Here is a 19,657-nt window from a genome sequence, read left to right as displayed (position 1 = left end):
TCGTGGTGGACCACGATCTGGGGGGCGCCGGTCACTTGTCCGCCGCCTTCTTCGCCGCGCTCGACGCGGCTGCCTTCTTCGCGGGCGCCGTCGACTTCGCGGCCGTCTTCTTCGGGGGCGTGCCCGCCGCCGGTTCGGCCGGCTTGGGGTGCTCCGGGTCGGCCGTGCCGAGCTTGTTCACGCCGAAGCGGACCGCCTCCGCGTAGGCCTCGTCCGGGTCGAGACGGCGCAGCTCCTCGGCGATCAGCTCGGCCGTGCTGCGGCGCTGGAGCGCCACGTGGCGGTCGGGCTGGCCGGGGACGGACAGCTCGGCGAGCGAGCCGTCGGCGCGGTCCAGGCAGATCTCGCCGTCCGCCGTGTGCATGCGTACGGCCGTGATGCCCGGGCCCTCGGAGATCTTCCGGTCGACCGGGACGCGGAGGCGCTCGGCGAGCCAGAGGGCGAGCAGCTCGCTCGACGGGTTGTACTCCTCGCCCTCGACGACCGCTCCGTGGATCTTCGAGTGCTTCTGGTCCAGCGAGGAGGCGAGGACGCTGCGCCAGGGCGTGATGCGGGTCCAGGACAGGTCCGTGTCGCCCGGGGCGTAGGTGCTGGCCCGCAGGCCGAGGGCGCCCACGGGGTCCTCCGTCGCGGCCGCGTCGGTGATGCGGCGCTGCGCGAGGCGGCCCAGCTTGTCCTCGGAGGGGTGCTCCGGTGCGTCCTCGGGCCACCAGACGACCACGGGGGCGTCGGGCAGCAGGAGCGGCAGGACGACGCTGTGGGCGTGGGAGGCCAGCTCGCCGTGGAGGCGCAGGATGACCGTTTCTCCCGAGCCCGCGTCGCTGCCCATGCGCACCTCGGCGTCGAGCCGGTGCTGCGCGCGGTCGCGCGGGGAGCGCCCCGGGCGGCGTACGACGACGAGGATGCGCGAGGGGTGCTCCTTGGAGGCGCCGCTCGCGGCCTTGAGCGCGTCGTAGTGGTTGCCCTCGTCGGTGACGATGACGAGGGTCAGGACCATCCCGGTGGCGGGCGAGCCGAGGGCCCGCCGCGCCTTGACCAGTTCGGCGTTGATGCGGCTGGACGTGGTGTCCGTGAGGTCGATGTTCATGGCCGACGCCAGCTCCGTCCGTCGCGTGCGAGCATTTCGTCGGCGGCCTGGGGACCCCAGGTCCCGGCGGGGTACTGCTCGGGCTTCCCGTGCTTGTCCCAGTACTCCTCGACGGGGTCGAGGATCTCCCAGGAGCGCTCGACCTCCTGGTGCCGGGGGAAGAGGTTCGCGTCGCCCAGCAGGACGTCGAGGATGAGGCGCTCGTACGCCTCCGGGCTCGATTCGGTGAACGACTCGCCGTACGCGAAGTCCATCGTCACGTCCCGGATCTCCATCTGCGTGCCGGGCACCTTGGAGCCGAAGCGGATCGTCACGCCCTCGTCCGGCTGGACACGGATGACGAACGCGTTCTGACCCAGCTCCTGGGTGTCGGTCGCGTCGAACGGGGAGTGCGGGGCGCGCTGGAAGACGACCGCGATCTCGGTGACGCGGCGGCCGAGCCGCTTGCCGGTGCGCAGGTAGAAGGGGACGCCCGCCCAGCGGCGGTTGTCGATCTCCAGCTTGATCGCGGCGTAGGTGTCGGTCTTCGACTTGGGGTCGATGCCGTCCTCGTCGAGATAGCCGGCGACCTTCTCGCCGCCCTGCCAGCCCGCCGCGTACTGTCCGCGGACCGTGTGCCTGCCCAGGTCCTTCGGCAGCCGGACGGAGTTGAGCACCTTGAGCTTCTCGGTGAGCAGCGCCTTGGCGTCGAAGGAGGTGGGCTCCTCCATGGCGGTCAGCGCGAGGAGCTGGAGCAGGTGGTTCTGGATGACGTCACGGGCCGAGCCGATGCCGTCGTAATAGCCCGCGCGGCCGCCGATGCCGATGTCCTCGGCCATGGTGATCTGCACATGGTCGACGTACGACCGGTTCCACAGCGGCTCGAACATGGTGTTCGCGAAGCGGACCGCCAGAATGTTCTGGACGGTCTCCTTGCCGAGGTAGTGGTCGATGCGGAAGACCTCGTGCGGCTTGAAGACCTCGTGGACGACCGCGTTCAGCTCCTGCGCGCTCTTCAGGTCGTGGCCGAAGGGCTTCTCGATGACCGCGCGGCGCCAGGAGTCCGTGCCGCCGTCGGACAGCCCGTGCTTCTTGAGCTGCGAGACGACGGTGGGGAAGAACTTCGGCGGTACGGAGAGGTAGAAGGCGAAGTTGCCGCCCGTGCCGCGGGACTTGTCCAGCTCCTCGATGGTGGAGCGGAGGGTCTCGAACGCCTCGTCGTCGTCGAAGACGCCCGGCACGAAGCGCATGCCCTCGGCGAGCTGCTGCCAGACCTCCTCGCGGAACGGCGTACGGGCGTGCTCCTTCACGGCGTCGTGGACGACCTGCGCGAAGTCCTCGTTCTCCCAGTCGCGGCGGGCGAAGCCGACGAGCGAGAAGCCCGGCGGGAGGAGGCCGCGGTTGGCGAGATCGTAGACGGCAGGCATCAGCTTTTTGCGTGACAAATCACCCGTGACGCCGAAGATGACCAGGCCCGACGGCCCCGCGATGCGCGGGAGCCGTCGGTCCTGGGCGTCACGCAGCGGGTTGGCTGCGCTGCTCAACTCGGTTACGCCTCCTTCGGGGCGAGGCGCTGGAGCTCGGCCTCGGTGGACTTCAGCAGCTCGTTCCAGGACGCCTCGAACTTCTCCACGCCCTCGTCCTCCAGCACCTGCACCACCTCGTCGTAGGAGATGCCGAGCTTGCCGACGGCGTCCAGCACCTCCTGCGACTCCTGGTAGGTGCCGCGGACGGTGTCGCCGGTGATCTCGCCGTGGTCGCCGGTGGCCTCCAGGGTGGCCTCGGGCATGGTGTTGACCGTGTTGGGCGCGACGAGGCCCGCGACGTAGAGCGTGTCGGGCAGCTCGGGGTCCTTGACGCCGGTGGAGGCCCACAGCGGACGCTGCGCGTTCGCCCCCGCCTTCTCCAGGGTCTGCCAGCGGTCGGAGGCGAGGACCGCCTCGTACGCCTGGTAGGCCAGGCGGGCGTTGGCCAGGCCCGACTTGCTCTTCAGCTCCTTGGACTGGTCCGTGCCGACGGCGGCGAGCCGCTTGTCGATCTCGGTGTCCACGCGGGAGACGAAGAACGAGGCCACCGAGTGGATCTTGGAGAGGTCCAGGCCCAGGGCCTTGGCCTTCTCCAGGCCCGCCATGTAGGCGTCCATGACCTCGCGGTAGCGCTCCAGGGAGAAGATCAGCGTGACGTTGACGCTGATGCCCTTGCCGATCGTCTCGGTGATCGCGGGGAGCCCGGCACGGGTGGCCGGGATCTTGATGAGCGTGTTCGGGCGGTCCACCAGCCACGCGAGCTGGCGGGCCTCCGCGACGGTCGCCGTCGTGTTGTGCGCCAGGCGCGGGTCGACCTCGATGGAGACCCGGCCGTCCTTGCCGCCGGTCGCGTCGAAGACGGGGCGCAGGATGTCGGCCGCGTCCCGGACGTCGGCCGTGGTGATCATGCGGATGGCCTCTTCGACCGTCACGCCGCGGCTGGCGAGGTCCGCGAGCTGCTGCTCGTAACCGTCGCCCGAGGAAATCGCCTTCTGGAAGATCGACGGGTTGGTCGTGACGCCCACGACGTGCTGCTCGTCGATGAGTTCGGCGAGGTTGCCCGACGTGATGCGCTTGCGCGACAGGTCGTCCAGCCAGATCGCGACGCCTTCGTCGGAGAGGCGCTTGAGTGCGTCTGTCATGGGATTCGCATCTCCTGTGCTTGTTGAGAGCGGTCTGCAGATAGGGGGTGCGGCCTCAGCGGGCCGCGGCGTCGAGCGATTCCTTGGCCGCCAGGTGCACGGCCTCCGGCGTGAGGCCGAACTCCTTGAAGAGGACCTTGCCGTCGGCCGAGGCGCCGAAGTGCTCCAGCGAGACGATCCGGCCGGCCTCGCCCACGAAGCGGTGCCAGGTCAGGCCGATGCCCGCCTCGACGGCCACGCGCGCCTTCACGTCCGGCAGCAGGACACTGTCGCGGTACGCCTGGTCCTGCTCCTCGAACCACTCGACGGACGGCATCGAGACCACGCGGGTCGGGACGCCCTCGGCCTGGAGCCGCTCGCGCGCCTCGACGGCGAGCTGCACCTCGGAGCCGGTGCCGATGAGGATCACCTTCGGGTGACCGCCCTCGGCCTCCAGCAGGACGTAACCGCCCTTGGCCGCCGCCGGGTTCGCCTCGTACGTCGGCACGCCCTGGCGGGTGAGCGCGAGGCCGTGCGGCGCGGGCTTGACGCTGTGCCGGCGGGTGATCTCGGCCCAGGCGACCGCCGTCTCGTTGGCGTCGGCCGGGCGCACGATGTTCAGCCCCGGGATGGCGCGGAGCGCCGAGAGGTGCTCGACCGGCTGGTGCGTCGGGCCGTCCTCGCCGAGGCCGATGGAGTCGTGCGTCCATACGTACGTCACGGGGGCCTGCATCAGGGCCGCGAGGCGGACCGCCGGACGCATGTAGTCGGAGAACACCAGGAAGGTGCCGCCGTAGACCCGGGTGTTGCCGTGCAGCGCGATGCCGTTCATGGTCGAGCCCATGGCGTGCTCGCGGATGCCGAAGTGCACGGTGCGGCCGTACGGATCGGCGTTCGGCAGCGGGTTGCCCTCCGGGAGGAAGGAGGTCTTGGCGAACGTCGTGTTGTTCGACCCCGCCAGGTCGGCCGAGCCGCCCCACAGCTCGGGGATGACCGAGCCGAGCGCCTTCAGCACATTGCCGGAGGCCTTGCGGGTGGCCACGGACTCGCCCGCCGGGAAGACCGGCAGGGACTTCTCCCAGCCGTCGGGCAGCTCGCCCGCGCTGATGCGGTCGAACTCGGCGGCCCGCTCCGGGTTGGCCTCGCGCCACTCGGCGAGCCGCTTGTCCCAGGCCGCGTGGGCCTCACGGCCCCGGTCGATGGCCTTGCGGACGTGGGCCAGCACCTCGTCGGAGATGAAGAAGTGCTTCTCCGGGTCGAAGCCCAGCACCTTCTTGGTGGCCGCGACCTCTTCGTCGCCGAGCGCGGCGCCGTGGGCCGCCTCGGTGTCCTGCGCGTTCGGCGCGGGCCAGGCGATGATCGAGCGGGCCGCGATGAACGAGGGGCGCTCGGTCTCGGCCTGCGCGGCGCGCAGCGCCTCGTAGAGCCCCTGCGGGTCCAGGTCGCCGTTGGGGAGCTGGTCGACGCGCTGGACGTGCCAGCCGTACGCCTCGTACCGCGCGACCGTGTCCTCGGAGATGGCGGTCTCCGTGTCGCCCTCGATGGAGATGTGGTTGTCGTCCCACAGCACCACCAGGTTGCCCAGCTTCTGGTGACCCGCGAGGGAGGACGCCTCGGACGAGATGCCCTCCTCCAGGTCGCCGTCACCGGCGATGACCCAGACGGTGTGGTCGAACGGCGACTCGCCCTTCGGGGCCTCCGGGTCGAACAGCCCGCGCTCGTACCGCGCGGCCATGGCCATGCCCACGGCATTGGCGACGCCCTGGCCGAGCGGGCCCGTCGTCGTCTCGACGCCGACCGTGTGCCCGTACTCCGGGTGCCCCGGGGTGCGGCTGCCCCAGGTGCGGAACGACTTCAGGTCGTCCATCTCCAGCCCGTATCCCGCGAGGAAGAGCTGGATGTACTGGGTCAGGCTGGAGTGACCGGCGGAGAGGACGAACCGGTCCCGGCCCGTCCACTTCGGGTCGGTCGGGTCGTGCCGCATCAGCTTCTGGTAGAGCAGGTACGCGACGGGGGCCAGGCTCATGGCCGTACCGGGATGGCCGTTGCCGACCTTCTGCACGGAGTCCATGGCCAGCACCCGGACGGTGTCCACGGCCCGCTGGTCCAGTTCGGTCCACTCAAGATCTGTGGTGGTCGGCTTGGTGCTCACCCTGCGTCAGGGCTCCTCTCCACATGTTCGATGGCCGGTGCCTCTATGCACTCACCGGGCGGTGTCGAGCGTACCTCCGCCAGGACATGCCACTTTTCGCGTGTTCACCGGCTGGTCACTGGACACCCAGGGCAACCATTTCCGGCCCTCCGCTATTCCGTCCCACGGGCGCGGGAGCGGCGTGCCGGAGCGCCGCGCGGCACCCCTCCAGGCTGCCGTCTGTGCCCGCGATCCGCCTCCCGGACACGGCGGTACGCGCCGGTGGCGCCTCGGACGGCGGCCGGGGAGGGGCGAGCGCGGCGCGGAGCCAACACGACCGACCCCCCATGGCTGGCCAGGTCGGCCCAACGTCTAAAGTGGCGTGGTACGCGCGAGCTTGGACGGGTGCTCACATCCGTGCGCTCGCTGGTTCTTGAGGCGATCAGGGGTGTCCGTGACGGCCGTTGAATCCCGTCCCCCGGGGGTGCTTGACAGCAGTACCCGCAACCGGCCGTTCGGGGCCCGGGTCAAGGCGTTCATCGCGCTCACCAAGCCCCGGATCATCGAACTGCTGCTCATGACGACCATCCCCGTCATGTTCCTGGCCGCCCAGGGCGTGCCGGACCTGACGCTGGTGCTGGTCACGTGCGTGGGCGGCTATCTGTCCGCGGGCGGCGCGAACGCGCTGAACATGTACATCGACCGCGACATCGACGCGCTCATGCACCGCACCGAGCAGCGTCCCGTGGTCACCGGGATGGTCAGTCCCCGCGAGTGCCTGGCCTTCGGCATCACGCTGGCCGTGGTCTCCACGCTGATGCTGGGCCTCCTGGTCAACTGGCTCTCCGGCTTCCTCGCCCTGGGCGCCCTCCTCTTCTACGTGCTCGTCTACACGATGCTTCTCAAGCGGCGCACGTCGCAGAACATCGTGTGGGGCGGCATCGCGGGCTGCATGCCCGTCCTGATCGGCTGGTCCTCCGTCACGAACGAGGTGAGCTGGGCCGCCGTCATCCTCTTCATGGTGATGTTCTTCTGGACGCCGCCGCACTACTGGCCGCTGTCCATGAAGGTGAAGGACGACTACGCGCGTGTCGGCGTCCCGATGCTCCCCGTCGTGGCGGGCAACAAGGTCGTCGCCAACCAGATCGTGATCTATAGCTGGGTGATGGTCGGGACCTCGCTCCTGCTGTGGCCGCTGGGGTACGTCGGCTGGTTCTACCCCGTCGTCGCGCTGCTCGCGGGCGGCCTCTGGCTCTGGGAGGCGCACGCCCTGCGCGCCCGCGCCCGCGCCGGCCTGACGGGGGCCAAGCTCAAGGAGATGCGGCTCTTCCACTGGTCGATCACCTATGTGTCGCTGGTGTTCATCGCCGTGGCGATCGACCCGTTCCTGCGCTGAGGTCCTGCGCTGAGATCCTGCGCTGAGATCCGGCCTCACGGCATACGGAAGGGGCGGGAGAACGACCGTACGGTCGTTCTCCCGCCCCTTCCGTATGCCCTTCCGTATGCCCGCCCGGGCTACGGGTTCGCCGGGCCGCCGATCTGGACCCCGGCCATCCGGGTCCACTCGTACGGGCCCGTGCGCACGCGGTCGGCCATCTCGCCGTCGAAGCTCTCCTTGACGGTGACCCCGGCCTGCTCCAGTGCCTGCTCGGCGATCTCCCGGGACGGGGCCATCAGGTCGCCCCAGCCGCCGTCCTCGCCGACCAGGGAGACGCGGAAGCCCTTCTCGCCGACGTAGGCGATCTGCCCCTCGGCGCTGCCGCCGTGCGCGCGGACGAACGCGCCGATCTCCTTGGCGAGCCGCGCCGCCTTCTTGCTGGTGTCTGCTGCCATGCGGCAGATGCTACCGGCGGGTAGTGCCGTTGGCGACGGGTGCCCGGATCCCGCGGCCGCCGGGGGGCGCCACCCAACGTCCGCCCGGACGTTAGACCCGGTGGGGGAGAGGAGGGCGGATGGCTGGGTTCCCTTCGGTTCCGCTCGTCGACCAGCACGGCTACGGGGTGCTCCACACCGATCTGGGGCTCGCGACCTTCGAGACGCATCTGGCCGCCGCCGAGGGCGGAGTTCCGCCGGGCCACGGCAGTTTCTACGACAGCGGCCCGGGGCTGGCCGTACGCCGCTGGTGCCCGCCCCTGCTCGGCCTGGAGCCGCACTGCCCGCCGGCCCTCTACCTGGCGCGGCGGCGCGAGCTGGGGGCGTTCGCCGTCGCCCGCGCGCTCCTGCGGGGCAGCGGCATCCGCTGCTTCCTGGTCTCCGGCGCGACGGAGGGGACGTACGGCCCCGAGGCGCACGGGCTGACCTCGCCCGGCGAGCTGGCCGCCGCGTCCGGCGGCAGGGCGCGCGAGGCGGTCTGCCTGGAGTCGCTGGCCGCGCAGGTCGCCGACACCTCGGGCTCCGTCCGCGCCTTCGTCACCAACACCGCCGAGGCCCTTCACACGGCCGCGCGCGGCGCCGCCGCCTTCACCTGCGCCGCCGCCTTCCACGAGGGCGAGCCGCCCGGGCCCGGCGAGGTGCTGCGCGCCGCGGGGCGCCGGCTGCGGCGCCGCGCCGCCGCGGCGGCAGCGCTGCCGCCGCGCCGCATACCGGGGCGCGTCCCGCCCGAGGAGCCCGTGCTCGTCCGGCACCTGGTGTGGGGCGCACTGGCGACGGGGCGTCCCGTGCAGCTCCGCTGCGGGGACCCGGCGCCGCTGGAGGGCTTCCTGCGGGCGAGCGAGGGGCGGGGCGCCGAGGTGGTGCTGCTGGCCCGGCGCCCGTACCACCGCGCGGCCGCCCGACTGGCGGCCGTCTTCCCCCACGTCCACGCGGACGTGGGGCCGCGCCCGGCCGAGACGCTGGCGGAGGCGCCGTTCGCGAAGCTGCTGTTCTCGACGGGGGCGCGGGCGCTGCCCGAGCTGTACGTCGTACGGGCGCGGGCCTTCACCGGCGCGCTCGGCAGGCTGCTGGCCGAGTGGGTCGCGGAGGGTGTCTGCGCGCCCGGGGACGCGTCCCGTATCGCCGCCCGCGTGGGGAGCGGGAACGCGTCCCGGCTCTACCGGCTGGGGGTGGGGGAGGGGGAGGGGGCGGCCGCCTGCTGAGGCGCGCTCTCCCGCTCGCCGTCCCGCGCGGGCGCGGGAACGGCGGCCTCGGTCTCCGCGGACGCCTCGGTCTCCCCGGCGGTCTCAGTGTCCCCGCCGGCCTTGGTGCCCGTGTCGGCCTCGGTGTCCCCGGTGGTCCCGGTGTCCCCGGACGCCGATTCCCCGGACTGCGGCAGGCCGCGCTCGCGCAGCGACAGCAGGACGCGCAGCACGCCGATCCATACGGCCGTGGAGCCGAGCAGGTGCGCGGCGACCAGCACCTCGGGGACGTCGGTGAAGTACTGCACGTAGCCGATGGCGCCCTGGGCCATCAGGATCAGGAACAGGTCGCGGATGCGGTGCTTGGGCCCGACGGGCGCGTCCACCGCGCGCAGCACGAACCACAGCGCGAGCGTCAGCGCGACCACGACCCACGCGAGGTCGGCGTGGATCTGCGCGACGGTCTTCCAGTCGAACGGCATGCGCGGCACGTCGCTGCTGTCGCCCGCGTGCTTCCCGGAGCCGGTGACGGCCGTGCCCACGATGATCAGCAGCGCGGTCACGGCGGTCAGCACGTACACGAGCTGCTTGATGGCCTTGCCGACCAGCGGGCGCGGCGGGCTGTCGCCCTCGCGGGCGCGCAGCCAGGTCAGCGTGGTGACGGTCAGCAACCCGGTGGCCAGCAGGAAGTGGCCCGCGACCGTGTACGGGTTCAGCTTCATCAGCACGGTGATGCCGCCGATGACGCCGTTCGCCATCACCAGCCAGAACTGGGACCAGGCCAGCCGGCTCAGCTCCCGGCGCGCGGGCTTCGCGGAGCGGACCGTGATGATCGCCCAGCCGACGGCGGCGGACAGCACCCACGTCATCATCCGGTTGCCGAACTCCACGGCACCGTGGAAGCCCATCTCGGAGGTGGCGGTGAGGCTGTCCTCGCTGCACTTGGGCCAGGTGTCGCAGCCCAGCCCGGACCCCGTGAGCCGCACGGCCCCACCGGACACGACGATGATCACGCTCAGGACCAGCGCGGTCAGAGCGGCCCGCTGGACGGTGCGCTGGGTGGGCGTCCAGCGCGCGGCGATGTACGCGATGGGGTTACGTACGACTTCGAGCAGATTCGGCACGGGCCCATCGTAGAGCGGTGCTTGTGCGCGCGTTCACGAGGGGGCTGTTCCGGGTTCCGGGGGGGCGGGGTACCGGGGGCGCGGGGGTGCGGGGGTCTCACTCCCACTTGAAGAAACGCGCCGCCGCGCCCAGCCCGAGCACCGCCCAGACCGCGAGGATCCCCAGGTCGCCCCAGGGCATCCCGGCGCCGTGCTGGAGGACGTCCCGCAGCCCGTCGGAGAGCGCGGAGATCGGCAGCAGGCCCAGCACGTCCTGCGCGCCGTCCGGGAACTTGTCCAGCGGGACGATCACGCCGCCGCCGATCAGCAGCAGGATGAAGACCAGGTTCGCGGCGGCCAGCGTCGCCTCCGCCCGGAGCGTCCCGGCCATCAGCAGCCCGAGCCCGGAGAAGGCCGCGGTACCGAGGACGAGCAGCAGGAGTACGGCCGCGGGATTGCCGTGCGGCGACCAGCCCAGCGCGAGGGCGACCACGGTCAGCAGCACGACCTGGAGCAGCTCGATGACGAGGACGGAGCACGTCTTCGCCGTCATCAGGCCCCACCGGGGCAGCGGGGAGGCGCCGAGCCGCTTGAGCACGCCGTACCGGCGCTCGAACCCCGTCGAGATGGCCTGGCCCGTGAAGGCCGTGGAGAGCACCGCGAGCGCGAGGATGCCGGGCGCGAGGAAGTCGACGCGGTCGCCCGCGCCCGTGTCCACGATGTCCACCGCGCTGAAGAGGACGAGCAGCAGGGTCGGGATGACCACGGTGAGCAGGAGCTGCTCCCCGTTGCGCAGGAGGGTCCGCGTCTCCAGCGTCGCCTGGGCCCGGATCATCCGGGGGAGGGGCGCGGCTCCGGGCTTCGGGGCGAAGGTGCCTCCTGTCGCGCCGTCCGTGGGGCCCTTCGTCGTTCCGTGGGCGCTCATGACCGCAGATCCCTCCCCGTCAGCTCCAGGAAGACGTCCTCCAGGGTGCGGCGCTCGACCGAGATGCGGTCGGGCAGGACGCCGTTCTGCGCGCACCAGGACGTCACGGTGGCCAGGAGCTGGGGATCGACCGTACCGGTCAGGCGGTAGCTGCCCGGGCTCAGCTCCACGGCGACGGTTTCGGAGGGCAGCGCCTTCAGCAATGAGTTGAGATCCAAACCCGGGCGTCCGCCGAATCTCAGGGTGTTCTCCGCGCCGCCCTTGCACAGCACCTCGGGCGGCCCCTGGGTGACGACCTTGCCGCCGTCCACGATGGCGACCTCGTCGGACAGCTCCTCGGCCTCCTCCATGTAGTGCGTGGTGAGGACGACCGTGACGCCGTCGGACCGCAGCTCCCGTACGAGGTCCCAGGTGGCGTGGCGGGCCTGCGGGTCGAGCCCGGCGGTGGGCTCGTCCAGGAAGACCAGCTCGGGCCGGCCGACCAGGGCGAGCGCGAGGGAGAGGCGCTGCTGCTGTCCGCCCGAGAGCCGCCGGTAGGGCGTACGGCCGCAGGAGTCCAGGCCCAGGCGCTCGATGAGGGGGCCCACCTCCAGCGGATGCGCGTGCAGCGTGGCCATGTGGCGCAGGGTCTCCTCGGCGCGCGCGGTGGGGTAGATCCCGCCGCTCTGGAGCATCACGCCGATCCTGGGGCGCAGCTCGGCGCCCTGGGCGACGGGGTCGAGGCCGAGCACGCGGACGGTGCCCGCGTCCGGGCGGCGGTAGCCCTCGCAGGTCTCGATGGTGGTGGTCTTGCCCGCGCCGTTGGGGCCGAGGAAGGCGGTGACCGAACCGCGCGCGACCGACAGGTCGAGCCCGTCGACGGCGGTCTTGTCTCCGTACCTCTTCACCAGCCCCGCGACTTCCACAGCCGCAGAAGAGTGCATGGAAGGAAGTCTAGGGAGCCCCTCCCGGCCGCCGGGCCCGGGCCCGAGGTAAGGCCCGCCTTACGTGACGCACCCCATTGCGCCAGGTCACAGACGCGGGTTGCCGGGCTCCGCGGAATTAAGCAACAATGGCGTTGTGAAAAAGAGGGGCGAGGCTCGGGAGAAGCGCGCGATGGCCGCACAGGCCACCGCCGGACCGACCGCGTCCGGCGCCCCGGATGAACAGCACGGCACGCGCAACAAGGTCGCGCGTTCCATCCTCGACCACGGCCCGTCGACCGCGGCCGAGCTGGCGCTCCGCCTGGAGCTGACCCAGGCCGCGGTCCGCCGCCACCTCGACGCGCTCGCGGCAGAGGGCGTCGTGGAGCCCCGCGAGAAGCGGGTCTACGGATCGAGGGGCCGTGGCCGCCCCGCCAAGGTCTTCGCCCTGACGGACTGCGGCCGGGACGCCTTCGACCAGGCCTATGACCAGCTCGCCGCCGACGCCCTCCGCTGGATCGCCCAGACCGCGGGAGGCGGCGAGGTCGGTGAGGCCGCCGTCGCGGCCTTCGCCCGCGCCCGTATCGCGGCGCAGGCGGAGAAATACCGGGCGGCCCTGGAGAGCGTGCCGCCCGAGGAGCGCGCCAGGGCGCTGGCCGAGGCCCTGACGGAGGACGGGTACGCTGCCACGGCGCGCAGTGCGCCCTCCTCGGCCGGGGAGCAGCTCTGCCAGCACCACTGTCCGGTGGCCCACACCGCCGAGCAGTTCCCGCAGCTCTGCGAGGCGGAGACCGAGGTCTTCTCCCGGCTGCTCGGCACCCATGTGCAGCGCCTGGCGACCATCGCGCACGGCGACGGGGTGTGCACCACGTTCATCCCCCAGGCACATCAGAAGACCACCAGTAAGACCAGCGAAGCCACCAAAGCCACCGCATCTGTGAACGAGGCCGGGAGGAACCCCGCATGACTGCTCCTACGGAGACTGCTCACCCCGAGCTGGAGGGGCTGGGCAAGTATGAGTACGGCTGGGCCGACTCCGACGCCGCCGGTGCCGCCGCCAAGCGCGGCCTCTCCGACGAGGTCGTCCGTGACATCTCGTCGAAGAAGGACGAGCCCGACTGGATGCTCAAGCTCCGCCTGAAGGGGCACAAGCTCTTCCAGAAGAAGCCCATGCCGAACTGGGGCTCGGACCTCTCCGGCATCGACTTCGAGAACATCAAGTACTTCGTGCGGTCCACCGAGAAGCAGGCCCAGTCCTGGGAGGACCTGCCGGAGGACATCAAGAACACGTACGACAAGCTCGGCATCCCCGAGGCGGAGAAGCAGCGCCTCGTCGCGGGCGTCGCCGCGCAGTACGAGTCGGAGGTCGTCTACCACCAGATCCGCGAGGACCTGGAGGAGAAGGGCGTCCTCTTCCTGGACACCGACACGGCGCTCAAGGAGCACCCGGAGCTGTTCCAGGAGCACTTCGGCACCGTCATCCCCGCGGGTGACAACAAGTTCGCGGCGCTCAACACCGCGGTCTGGTCCGGCGGCTCCTTCATCTACGTCCCGCCGGGCGTCCACGTCGACATCCCGCTCCAGGCCTACTTCCGGATCAACACGGAGAACATGGGCCAGTTCGAGCGCACCCTCATCATCGTCGACGAGGACGCGTACGTGCACTACGTCGAGGGCTGCACCGCTCCGATCTACAACTCGGACTCGCTGCACTCCGCCGTCGTCGAGATCATCGTCAAGAAGGGCGGCCGCTGCCGCTACACGACGATCCAGAACTGGTCGAACAACGTCTACAACCTGGTCACCAAGCGCGCCGTGGCCTACGAGGGCGCGACCATGGAGTGGGTCGACGGAAACCTCGGCTCCAAGGTGACGATGAAGTACCCCGCGGTCTACCTGATGGGTGAGCACGCCAAGGGCGAGACCCTGTCCGTCGCCTTCGCGGGCGAGGGCCAGCACCAGGACGCCGGCGCCAAGATGGTGCACATGGCGCCCCGCACGTCCTCCAACATCGTCTCGAAGTCGGTGGCCCGCGGCGGTGGGCGTACGTCGTACCGCGGCCTGATCGAGATCGGCGAGGGCGCGGAGGGCTCGAAGTCCAACGTGCTGTGCGACGCGCTCCTGGTCGACACCATCTCCCGCTCGGACACGTACCCGTACGTGGACGTCCGCGAGGACGACGTCACCATGGGCCACGAGGCGACGGTCTCCAAGGTCAGCGACGACCAGCTCTTCTACCTGATGAGCCGCGGCCTGTCCGAGGACGAGGCCATGGCCATGATCGTCCGCGGTTTCGTGGAGCCGATCGCCAAGGAGCTGCCCATGGAGTACGCGCTGGAGCTGAACCGGCTGATCGAGCTGCAGATGGAGGGCGCGGTCGGCTGACGCCGCCCGTTCCTCTCGTCCAGCCCCCTCTCATGAATCCAGAAAGCGAGCAACACGACAGCCATGGCTGAGGCTCAGAACTCCCCCAAGCCCTCGACTGCGCTCGGGCAGGGGGCACCCCCACCGGCGGGTGCCACCACCTCCGGCGCCGTCGCGGTGGCGGCGGAGTCCACCATCGCCACCCGGATGAGCGCGCCGCCGTCCTTCGACGTGGCGGACTTCCCGGTGCCGCACGGCCGCGAGGAGGAGTGGCGCTTCACCCCTCTCGACAGGCTGAAGGGCCTGCACGACGGCACGGCGGAGGCGTCCGGCGCCATCAAGGTCGACGTGTCGGCGCCCGAGGGCGTCACCGTCGAGTCGGTGGAGCGCGACGACGCGCGCGTGGGCCGCGCGGGCAAGCCCGTCGACCGGGTCGCCGCGCAGGCGTTCTCCTCCTTCGAGAAAGCCTCGGTCATCTCGGTGCCCAAGGAGGCCGTGCTCACCGAGCCGGTGCGGGTCACCCTGCACGGTGAGGGCGGTGTCAGCTATGGGCACACCGTCTTCGACGTCGGCGCCTTCGCCGAGGTCCTCATCGTCATCGACCACACCGGTGACGCGGTCCGCTCGGCCAACGTCGAGTTCGTCCTCGGCGACGGCGCGAAGGTCACCGTCGTCTCCGTCCAGGACTGGGACGACACCGCCGTCCACTGCTCCCAGCACAACGCGCTGGTGGGCCGCGACGCGACGTTCAAGTCCTTCGTCGTCACCTTCGGCGGCGACCTCGTCCGCCTCAACCCCCGTGTCTCGTACGCGGGCCCCGGCGGCGAGGCCGAGCTGTACGGGCTGTACTTCACCGACGCGGGCCAGCACCAGGAGCACCGCCTCCTGGTCGACCACGACGCCCCGAACTGCCGCTCCAATGTGGCGTACAAGGGCGCGCTCCAGGGCGAGGACGCGCACGCGGTGTGGATCGGTGACGTGCTCATCGAGGCGAGCGCCACCGGCACCGACACCTACGAGCTGAACCGGAACCTGGTGCTCACCGACGGTTCGCGCGTCGACTCGGTGCCGAACCTGGAGATCGAGACCGGCGAGATCGTCGGCGCCGGACACGCCTCCGCGACCGGCCGCTTCGACGACGAGCAGCTCTTCTACCTGATGGCCCGCGGTATCCCCGAGCGGGAGGCCCGCCGCCTCGTCGTGCGTGGCTTCTTCGCGGAGCTGGTCCAGCAGATCGGGCTGCCCGACGTCCAGGAGCGCCTGATCAACAGGATCGAGGCCGAGCTGGAGGCGTCCGTCGCATGAGTGAGACCGCCGAGTTCGTCCGCGCCGCGTCGCTGAGTGACCTGGAAGAGGACACCCCGCTGCGCGTGGAGCTGGGTGGCGTGCCGGTCTCCGTCGTCCGCACCGAGGGCGAGGTGTTCGCGATCTACGACATCTGCTCGCACGCGAATGTCTCCCTTTCCGAGGGCGAGGTCGAGGACTGCCAGATCGAGTGCTGGCTGCACGGCTCGACCTTCGACCTGCGCACCGGCAAGCCCTCCGGGCTCCCCGCCACCCGCCCCGTACCCGTCTACCCCGTCAAGATCGAAGGGGACGATGTGCTCGTCTCCGTCACCCAGGAGTCCTGAAGTCCCCATGGCAACGCTTGAGATCAACGACCTGCACGTCTCCGTCGAAACCGAGGGCGGCCCGAACGAGATCCTGCGCGGGGTCGACCTGACCGTGAAGCAGGGCGAGACCCACGCGATCATGGGCCCGAACGGCTCCGGCAAGTCCACGCTGGCCTACTCGCTCGCGGGTCACCCCAAGTACACGATCACCAGCGGCTCGGTGAAGCTCGACGGCGAGGACGTCCTGGAGATGTCCGTCGACGAGCGCGCCCGCGCCGGCGTCTTCCTCGCCATGCAGTACCCGGTCGAGGTCCCCGGCGTCTCGGTGTCCAACTTCCTGCGGACCTCCGCCACCGCCATCCGCGGCGAGGCCCCCAAGCTGCGCACCTGGGTGAAGGAGGTCAAGGAGGCCATGGAGCGGCTCTCCATCGACCCGAAGTTCGCCGAGCGCAATGTGAACGAGGGCTTCTCCGGCGGTGAGAAGAAGCGCCACGAGATCCTCCAGCTCGAACTGCTGAAGCCGAAGATCGCGATCCTCGACGAGACCGACTCCGGCCTCGACGTCGACGCCCTGCGCGTGGTCTCCGAGGGCGTCAACCGGGTCCGCGAGAGCGGCGAGGTCGGCACCCTGCTGATCACCCACTACACGCGCATCCTGCGCTACATCAAGCCCGACTTCGTCCACGTCTTCGCCAAGGGCCGTATCGCCGAGTCCGGCGGCCCGGAGCTCGCGGACAAGCTGGAGGAGGAGGGCTACGAGGAGTACGTGAAGGGTGGTGCCGCTGCGTGACCTCTTCGCTGCCGGGCCTTCTCGACACCGAGGCGATCCGGAAGGACTTCCCGATCCTGGACCGCGCGGTCCACGACGGCAAGAAGGTCGTCTATCTGGACAACGCCGCGACGTCGCAGAAGCCCACCCAGGTGCTCGACGCCCTGGCTGACTACTACGAGCGGCACAACGCCAATGTGCACCGTGGCGTGCACGTCCTCGCCGAGGAGGCCACGGCGCTGTACGAGGGCGCGCGCGACAAGGTCGCCGCGTTCATCAACGCGCCCAGCCGCGACGAGGTGGTCTTCACCAAGAACGCCTCGGAGTCGCTCAACCTCGTGGCGAACATGCTCGGCTGGGCCGACGAGCCCTACCGGGTCGAGCGCGACACCGAGATCGTCATCACGGAGATGGAGCACCACTCCAACATCGTCCCGTGGCAGCTTCTCGCGCAGCGCACGGGCGCGGAGCTGAAGTGGTTCGGGCTGACGGACGAGGGGCGCCTCGACCTCTCGAACACCGAGCAGCTCATCACCGAGAAGACCAAGGTCGTCTCGCTGACCCTGGTGTCCAACATCATGGGCACGGTCAACCCGATCGAGTCGATCGTGCGCCGCGCCCAGGAGGTCGGCGCGCTCGTCGTCATCGACGCCTCGCAGGCCGCGCCGCACATGGTGCTGGACGTCCAGGCGCTCCAGGCCGACTTCGTCGCCTTCACCGGGCACAAGATGTGCGGCCCGACCGGCATCGGCGTCCTGTGGGGCCGCCAGGAGCTGCTCGACGACCTGCCGCCGTTCCTCGGCGGCGGCGAGATGATCGAGACGGTCACGATGCACGCGTCGACGTACGCCCCGGCGCCGCACAAGTTCGAGGCGGGCACCCCGCCGATCGCGCAGGCGGTCGGGCTGGGCGCGGCCGTGGACTATCTGTCGGCGATCGGCATGGACCGCATCCAGCAGCACGAGCACGCCCTCACCGAGTACGCGGTGCGGCGGCTCCAGGAGATCCCCGACCTGCGGATCATCGGCCCCTCCACGGCCGAGGACCGGGGCGCCACGATCTCCTTCACGCTGGGTGACATCCACCCCCATGACGTGGGGCAGGTCCTGGACGAGGAGGGCATCGCGGTCCGCGTCGGACACCACTGCGCGCGTCCCGTCTGCCTGCGGTACGGAATTCCCGCGACGACGCGAGCGTCGTTCTATCTGTACTCCACGCCCGCCGAGGTGGACGCCCTGGCGGACGGCCTGGAACACGTACGGAATTTCTTCGCTTAGGGGCTGTCGGTGAAGCTGGACTCGATGTACCAGGACGTGATCCTGGACCACTACAAGCATCCGCACGGGCGCGGGCTGCGCGACGGCGATGCCGAGGTGCACCACGTCAACCCGACGTGCGGGGACGAGATCACCCTGCGCGTGCGGTACGACGGAGAGACGATCCAGGACGTCTCGTACGAGGGCCAGGGCTGCTCCATCAGCCAGGCCAGCGCCTCCGTGCTGAACGAGCTGCTGGTCGGCAAGGAGCTGGAGGAGGCGCGGAAGATCCAGGACACGTTCCTGGAGCTGATGCAGTCCAAGGGCCAGATCGAGCCCGACGACGCCATGGAGGAGGTGCTGGAGGACGCGGTCGCGTTCGCCGGCGTCTCGAAGTACCCGGCGCGTGTGAAGTGTGCTCTGCTGAGCTGGATGGCGTGGAAGGACGCGACAGCGAAGGCGTTCAGCGACAAGGAAAGGGGCGCGGCATGACGGAGATGACCACCAAGCCCGCGGAAGAGGACGAGGTCCGCGAGGCGATGATGGACGTCGTCGACCCCGAGCTGGGCATCGACGTCGTCAACCTCGGCCTGGTCTACGGGGTCCATGTGGACGACTCCAACGTGGCCACGATCGACATGACGCTCACCTCGGCGGCCTGCCCGCTGACCGACGTCATCGAGGACCAGGCCCGCTCCGCGACGGAGGGAATCGTCAACGAGCTGAAGATCAACTGGGTCTGGATGCCCCCGTGGGGCCCGGACAAGATCACCGACGACGGCCGCGAGCAGCTCAGGGCCCTGGGCTTCAACGTCTGATCCTCGGAATCGCACGACCAGCACTCATGCCCGCCGGAATCATCGGCGGGCATGAGTGTTTTTCGTTCCCGGAAAAAGTTGTGTACGGGCGTACGCATCGTTGTGTACGCTCGTACGCATGATGTACGTGACGCTCTCCGGGGCCATCCTTGCCGAGATCCTGGCGACCACGTCGATGAAGTACAGCGACGGGTTCACCAAGCTCTGGCCCTCGCTCATCACCGCCGTCGGGTATCTCGTGGCCTTCGTGCTGCTCGCGCAGACGCTGAAGACGATGTCCGTCGGCACCGCCTATGCCATCTGGTCCGGCGCGGGCACCGCCGTGATCGCGTTGATCGGCATGGTCTTCGTCGGGGAGTCCGTCACCGCCGCCAAGGTGCTGGGGGTGCTGCTGGTGATCAGCGGCGTCGTCGTGCTGAACATGGGGGGTGCCCACTGATGGGCCGCAGGTACGACCCCGAGCGCCGCCAGCGGATCATCGACGCCGCGATCCGGATCGTGGAGCTGAAGGGCATCTCCGGGCTCAGCCACCGCGCCGTGGCGGCCGAGGCCGATGTGCCGCTCGGCTCGACCACGTACCACTTCGCGAGCCTCGACGAGCTGCTCGTCGCCGCGCTGGAACAGGTCAACTGCGAGCCGACGACGGCGATCGAGAGCTGGGAGACGGGGCTCGTGGGTCGCGAGGACTCGCTCGCGGAGGCGCTGACGCAGGTGATGGAGGAGTACGCCTCGGGCGGGCGCGGCCGGATCCGGCTGGAGTACGAGCTGTATCTGGCGGCCCTGCGCCGCCCCCTCCTCCAGCCGCTCGCCGCCGTCTGGCTGGACGACATGACGCGGCTGCTCGCCCGGCACACGGCCGATCTCGCGACCGCGCGGGCGCTCGTCGCGCTGATCGACGGGCTGCTGCTGCAGTTCCTCCTCACCGATCGCCCGTTCGACCGTGAGGAGGTCCGCTCGGTCCTCGCCCGCGTCATCGGCTGAGGAGCCGGAAGTTCCGGCCGGGACGGCCG

20 protein-coding genes are annotated in these 19,657 nt (G+C 70.4%); 12 read left to right on the top strand and 8 right to left on the bottom strand.

The features are described 5' to 3' along the window. Positions 1-31: 31 nt before the first annotated feature. Genes opcA through tkt form a run of 4 tightly spaced genes read right to left on the bottom strand, consistent with a single transcriptional unit; the run spans position 32 to position 5,865 of the window. On the bottom strand, positions 32-1,087 hold the full coding sequence (gene opcA, locus ABD343_RS20430) for a glucose-6-phosphate dehydrogenase assembly protein OpcA (protein ID WP_344530240.1): 1,056 nt from the start codon (positions 1,085-1,087) through the stop codon (positions 32-34). Next, positions 1,084-2,610, bottom strand: a complete 1,527-nt coding sequence (zwf, locus tag ABD343_RS20425) for a glucose-6-phosphate dehydrogenase (RefSeq protein WP_344530238.1) — start codon at positions 2,608-2,610, stop codon at positions 1,084-1,086. Before zwf ends, opcA begins: the two co-directional genes overlap by 4 nt. Positions 2,611-2,615: 5 nt before the next feature. Further along, a complete protein-coding gene (tal, locus tag ABD343_RS20420) occupies positions 2,616-3,734 on the bottom strand; it encodes a transaldolase (RefSeq protein WP_344530236.1) in 1,119 nt (372 codons plus the stop codon). A gap of 55 nt (positions 3,735-3,789) precedes the next feature. Continuing rightward, positions 3,790-5,865: a transketolase gene (gene tkt, locus ABD343_RS20415; RefSeq protein ID WP_344530234.1), complete on the bottom strand. Its 2,076-nt coding sequence runs from the start codon at positions 5,863-5,865 to the stop codon at positions 3,790-3,792. A 427-nt stretch (positions 5,866-6,292) separates the two neighbouring features. Between tkt and ABD343_RS20410 the strand changes: the two genes are divergently transcribed. Beyond that, positions 6,293-7,240, top strand: coding sequence for a heme o synthase (locus ABD343_RS20410; RefSeq protein WP_344530232.1), 948 nt, complete (start codon positions 6,293-6,295; stop codon positions 7,238-7,240). Positions 7,241-7,359: 119 nt separating this feature from the next. Here the strand turns inward: ABD343_RS20410 and ABD343_RS20405 are convergent, their stop codons facing one another. After that, positions 7,360-7,677 (bottom strand): hypothetical protein, encoded by a 318-nt coding sequence (locus ABD343_RS20405; RefSeq protein ID WP_344530230.1) that lies wholly within the window; start codon positions 7,675-7,677, stop codon positions 7,360-7,362. A 119-nt stretch (positions 7,678-7,796) separates the two neighbouring features. Between ABD343_RS20405 and ABD343_RS20400 the strand changes: the two genes are divergently transcribed. Then, positions 7,797-8,918 (top strand): amidohydrolase, encoded by a 1,122-nt coding sequence (locus tag ABD343_RS20400; protein WP_344530228.1) that lies wholly within the window; start codon positions 7,797-7,799, stop codon positions 8,916-8,918. On the opposite strand, the gene ABD343_RS20395 is transcribed toward ABD343_RS20400, so the two are convergent. The 3 genes from ABD343_RS20395 to ABD343_RS20385 form a co-directional block, all read right to left on the bottom strand. Continuing rightward, positions 8,873-10,021, bottom strand: coding sequence for a COX15/CtaA family protein (locus ABD343_RS20395; protein ID WP_344530226.1), 1,149 nt, complete (start codon positions 10,019-10,021; stop codon positions 8,873-8,875). The genes ABD343_RS20400 and ABD343_RS20395 overlap by 46 nt on opposite strands. A gap of 97 nt (positions 10,022-10,118) precedes the next feature. Beyond that, positions 10,119-10,925, bottom strand: a complete 807-nt coding sequence (locus ABD343_RS20390) for an ABC transporter permease (RefSeq protein WP_344530224.1) — start codon at positions 10,923-10,925, stop codon at positions 10,119-10,121. Next, a complete protein-coding gene (locus tag ABD343_RS20385; protein ID WP_344530222.1) occupies positions 10,922-11,848 on the bottom strand; it encodes an ABC transporter ATP-binding protein in 927 nt (308 codons plus the stop codon). Before ABD343_RS20385 ends, ABD343_RS20390 begins: the two co-directional genes overlap by 4 nt. 172 nt (positions 11,849-12,020) lie before the next feature. Here ABD343_RS20385 and ABD343_RS20380 point away from each other — a divergent pair, with 172 nt between their 5' ends. From ABD343_RS20380 to ABD343_RS20335, 10 genes are all read left to right on the top strand, one after another. Then, positions 12,021-12,794: a helix-turn-helix transcriptional regulator gene (locus ABD343_RS20380; protein ID WP_344530220.1), complete on the top strand. Its 774-nt coding sequence runs from the start codon at positions 12,021-12,023 to the stop codon at positions 12,792-12,794. Further along, positions 12,791-14,212: a Fe-S cluster assembly protein SufB gene (sufB, locus tag ABD343_RS20375; RefSeq protein WP_344530218.1), complete on the top strand. Its 1,422-nt coding sequence runs from the start codon at positions 12,791-12,793 to the stop codon at positions 14,210-14,212. The genes ABD343_RS20380 and sufB overlap by 4 nt, the downstream gene beginning before the upstream one ends. A gap of 63 nt (positions 14,213-14,275) precedes the next feature. Beyond that, on the top strand, positions 14,276-15,496 hold the full coding sequence (gene sufD, locus ABD343_RS20370; protein ID WP_344530216.1) for a Fe-S cluster assembly protein SufD: 1,221 nt from the start codon (positions 14,276-14,278) through the stop codon (positions 15,494-15,496). Then, positions 15,493-15,822 (top strand): non-heme iron oxygenase ferredoxin subunit, encoded by a 330-nt coding sequence (locus ABD343_RS20365; protein ID WP_344530214.1) that lies wholly within the window; start codon positions 15,493-15,495, stop codon positions 15,820-15,822. The genes sufD and ABD343_RS20365 overlap by 4 nt, the downstream gene beginning before the upstream one ends. Before the next feature lie 7 nt (positions 15,823-15,829). Continuing rightward, complete coding sequence (gene sufC, locus ABD343_RS20360; protein ID WP_344530212.1) at positions 15,830-16,594, top strand: Fe-S cluster assembly ATPase SufC; 765 nt, start codon at positions 15,830-15,832, stop codon at positions 16,592-16,594. Then, positions 16,591-17,850, top strand: coding sequence for a cysteine desulfurase (locus ABD343_RS20355; RefSeq protein WP_344530210.1), 1,260 nt, complete (start codon positions 16,591-16,593; stop codon positions 17,848-17,850). The genes sufC and ABD343_RS20355 overlap by 4 nt, the downstream gene beginning before the upstream one ends. Before the next feature lie 9 nt (positions 17,851-17,859). Further along, a complete protein-coding gene (sufU, locus tag ABD343_RS20350) occupies positions 17,860-18,321 on the top strand; it encodes a Fe-S cluster assembly sulfur transfer protein SufU (protein ID WP_344530208.1) in 462 nt (153 codons plus the stop codon). Next, on the top strand, positions 18,318-18,647 hold the full coding sequence (locus tag ABD343_RS20345) for a metal-sulfur cluster assembly factor (protein ID WP_165298161.1): 330 nt from the start codon (positions 18,318-18,320) through the stop codon (positions 18,645-18,647). The genes sufU and ABD343_RS20345 overlap by 4 nt, the downstream gene beginning before the upstream one ends. Before the next feature lie 118 nt (positions 18,648-18,765). Continuing rightward, positions 18,766-19,086 carry a DMT family transporter gene (locus ABD343_RS20340; RefSeq protein WP_344530205.1) on the top strand — a complete coding sequence of 107 codons (321 nt, stop codon included), beginning with the start codon at positions 18,766-18,768 and terminating at the stop codon, positions 19,084-19,086. Beyond that, positions 19,086-19,628, top strand: a complete 543-nt coding sequence (locus ABD343_RS20335) for a TetR/AcrR family transcriptional regulator (RefSeq protein ID WP_344530204.1) — start codon at positions 19,086-19,088, stop codon at positions 19,626-19,628. Before ABD343_RS20340 ends, ABD343_RS20335 begins: the two co-directional genes overlap by 1 nt. Positions 19,629-19,657 lie beyond the last annotated feature (29 nt).

Source organism: Streptomyces albiaxialis, from assembly GCF_039530985.1.
Lineage (GTDB): Bacteria > Actinomycetota > Actinomycetes > Streptomycetales > Streptomycetaceae > Streptomyces > Streptomyces albiaxialis.
Note: the sequence above shows the minus strand (reverse complement) of the source record. Positions and strands in the feature narration are given on the sequence as shown.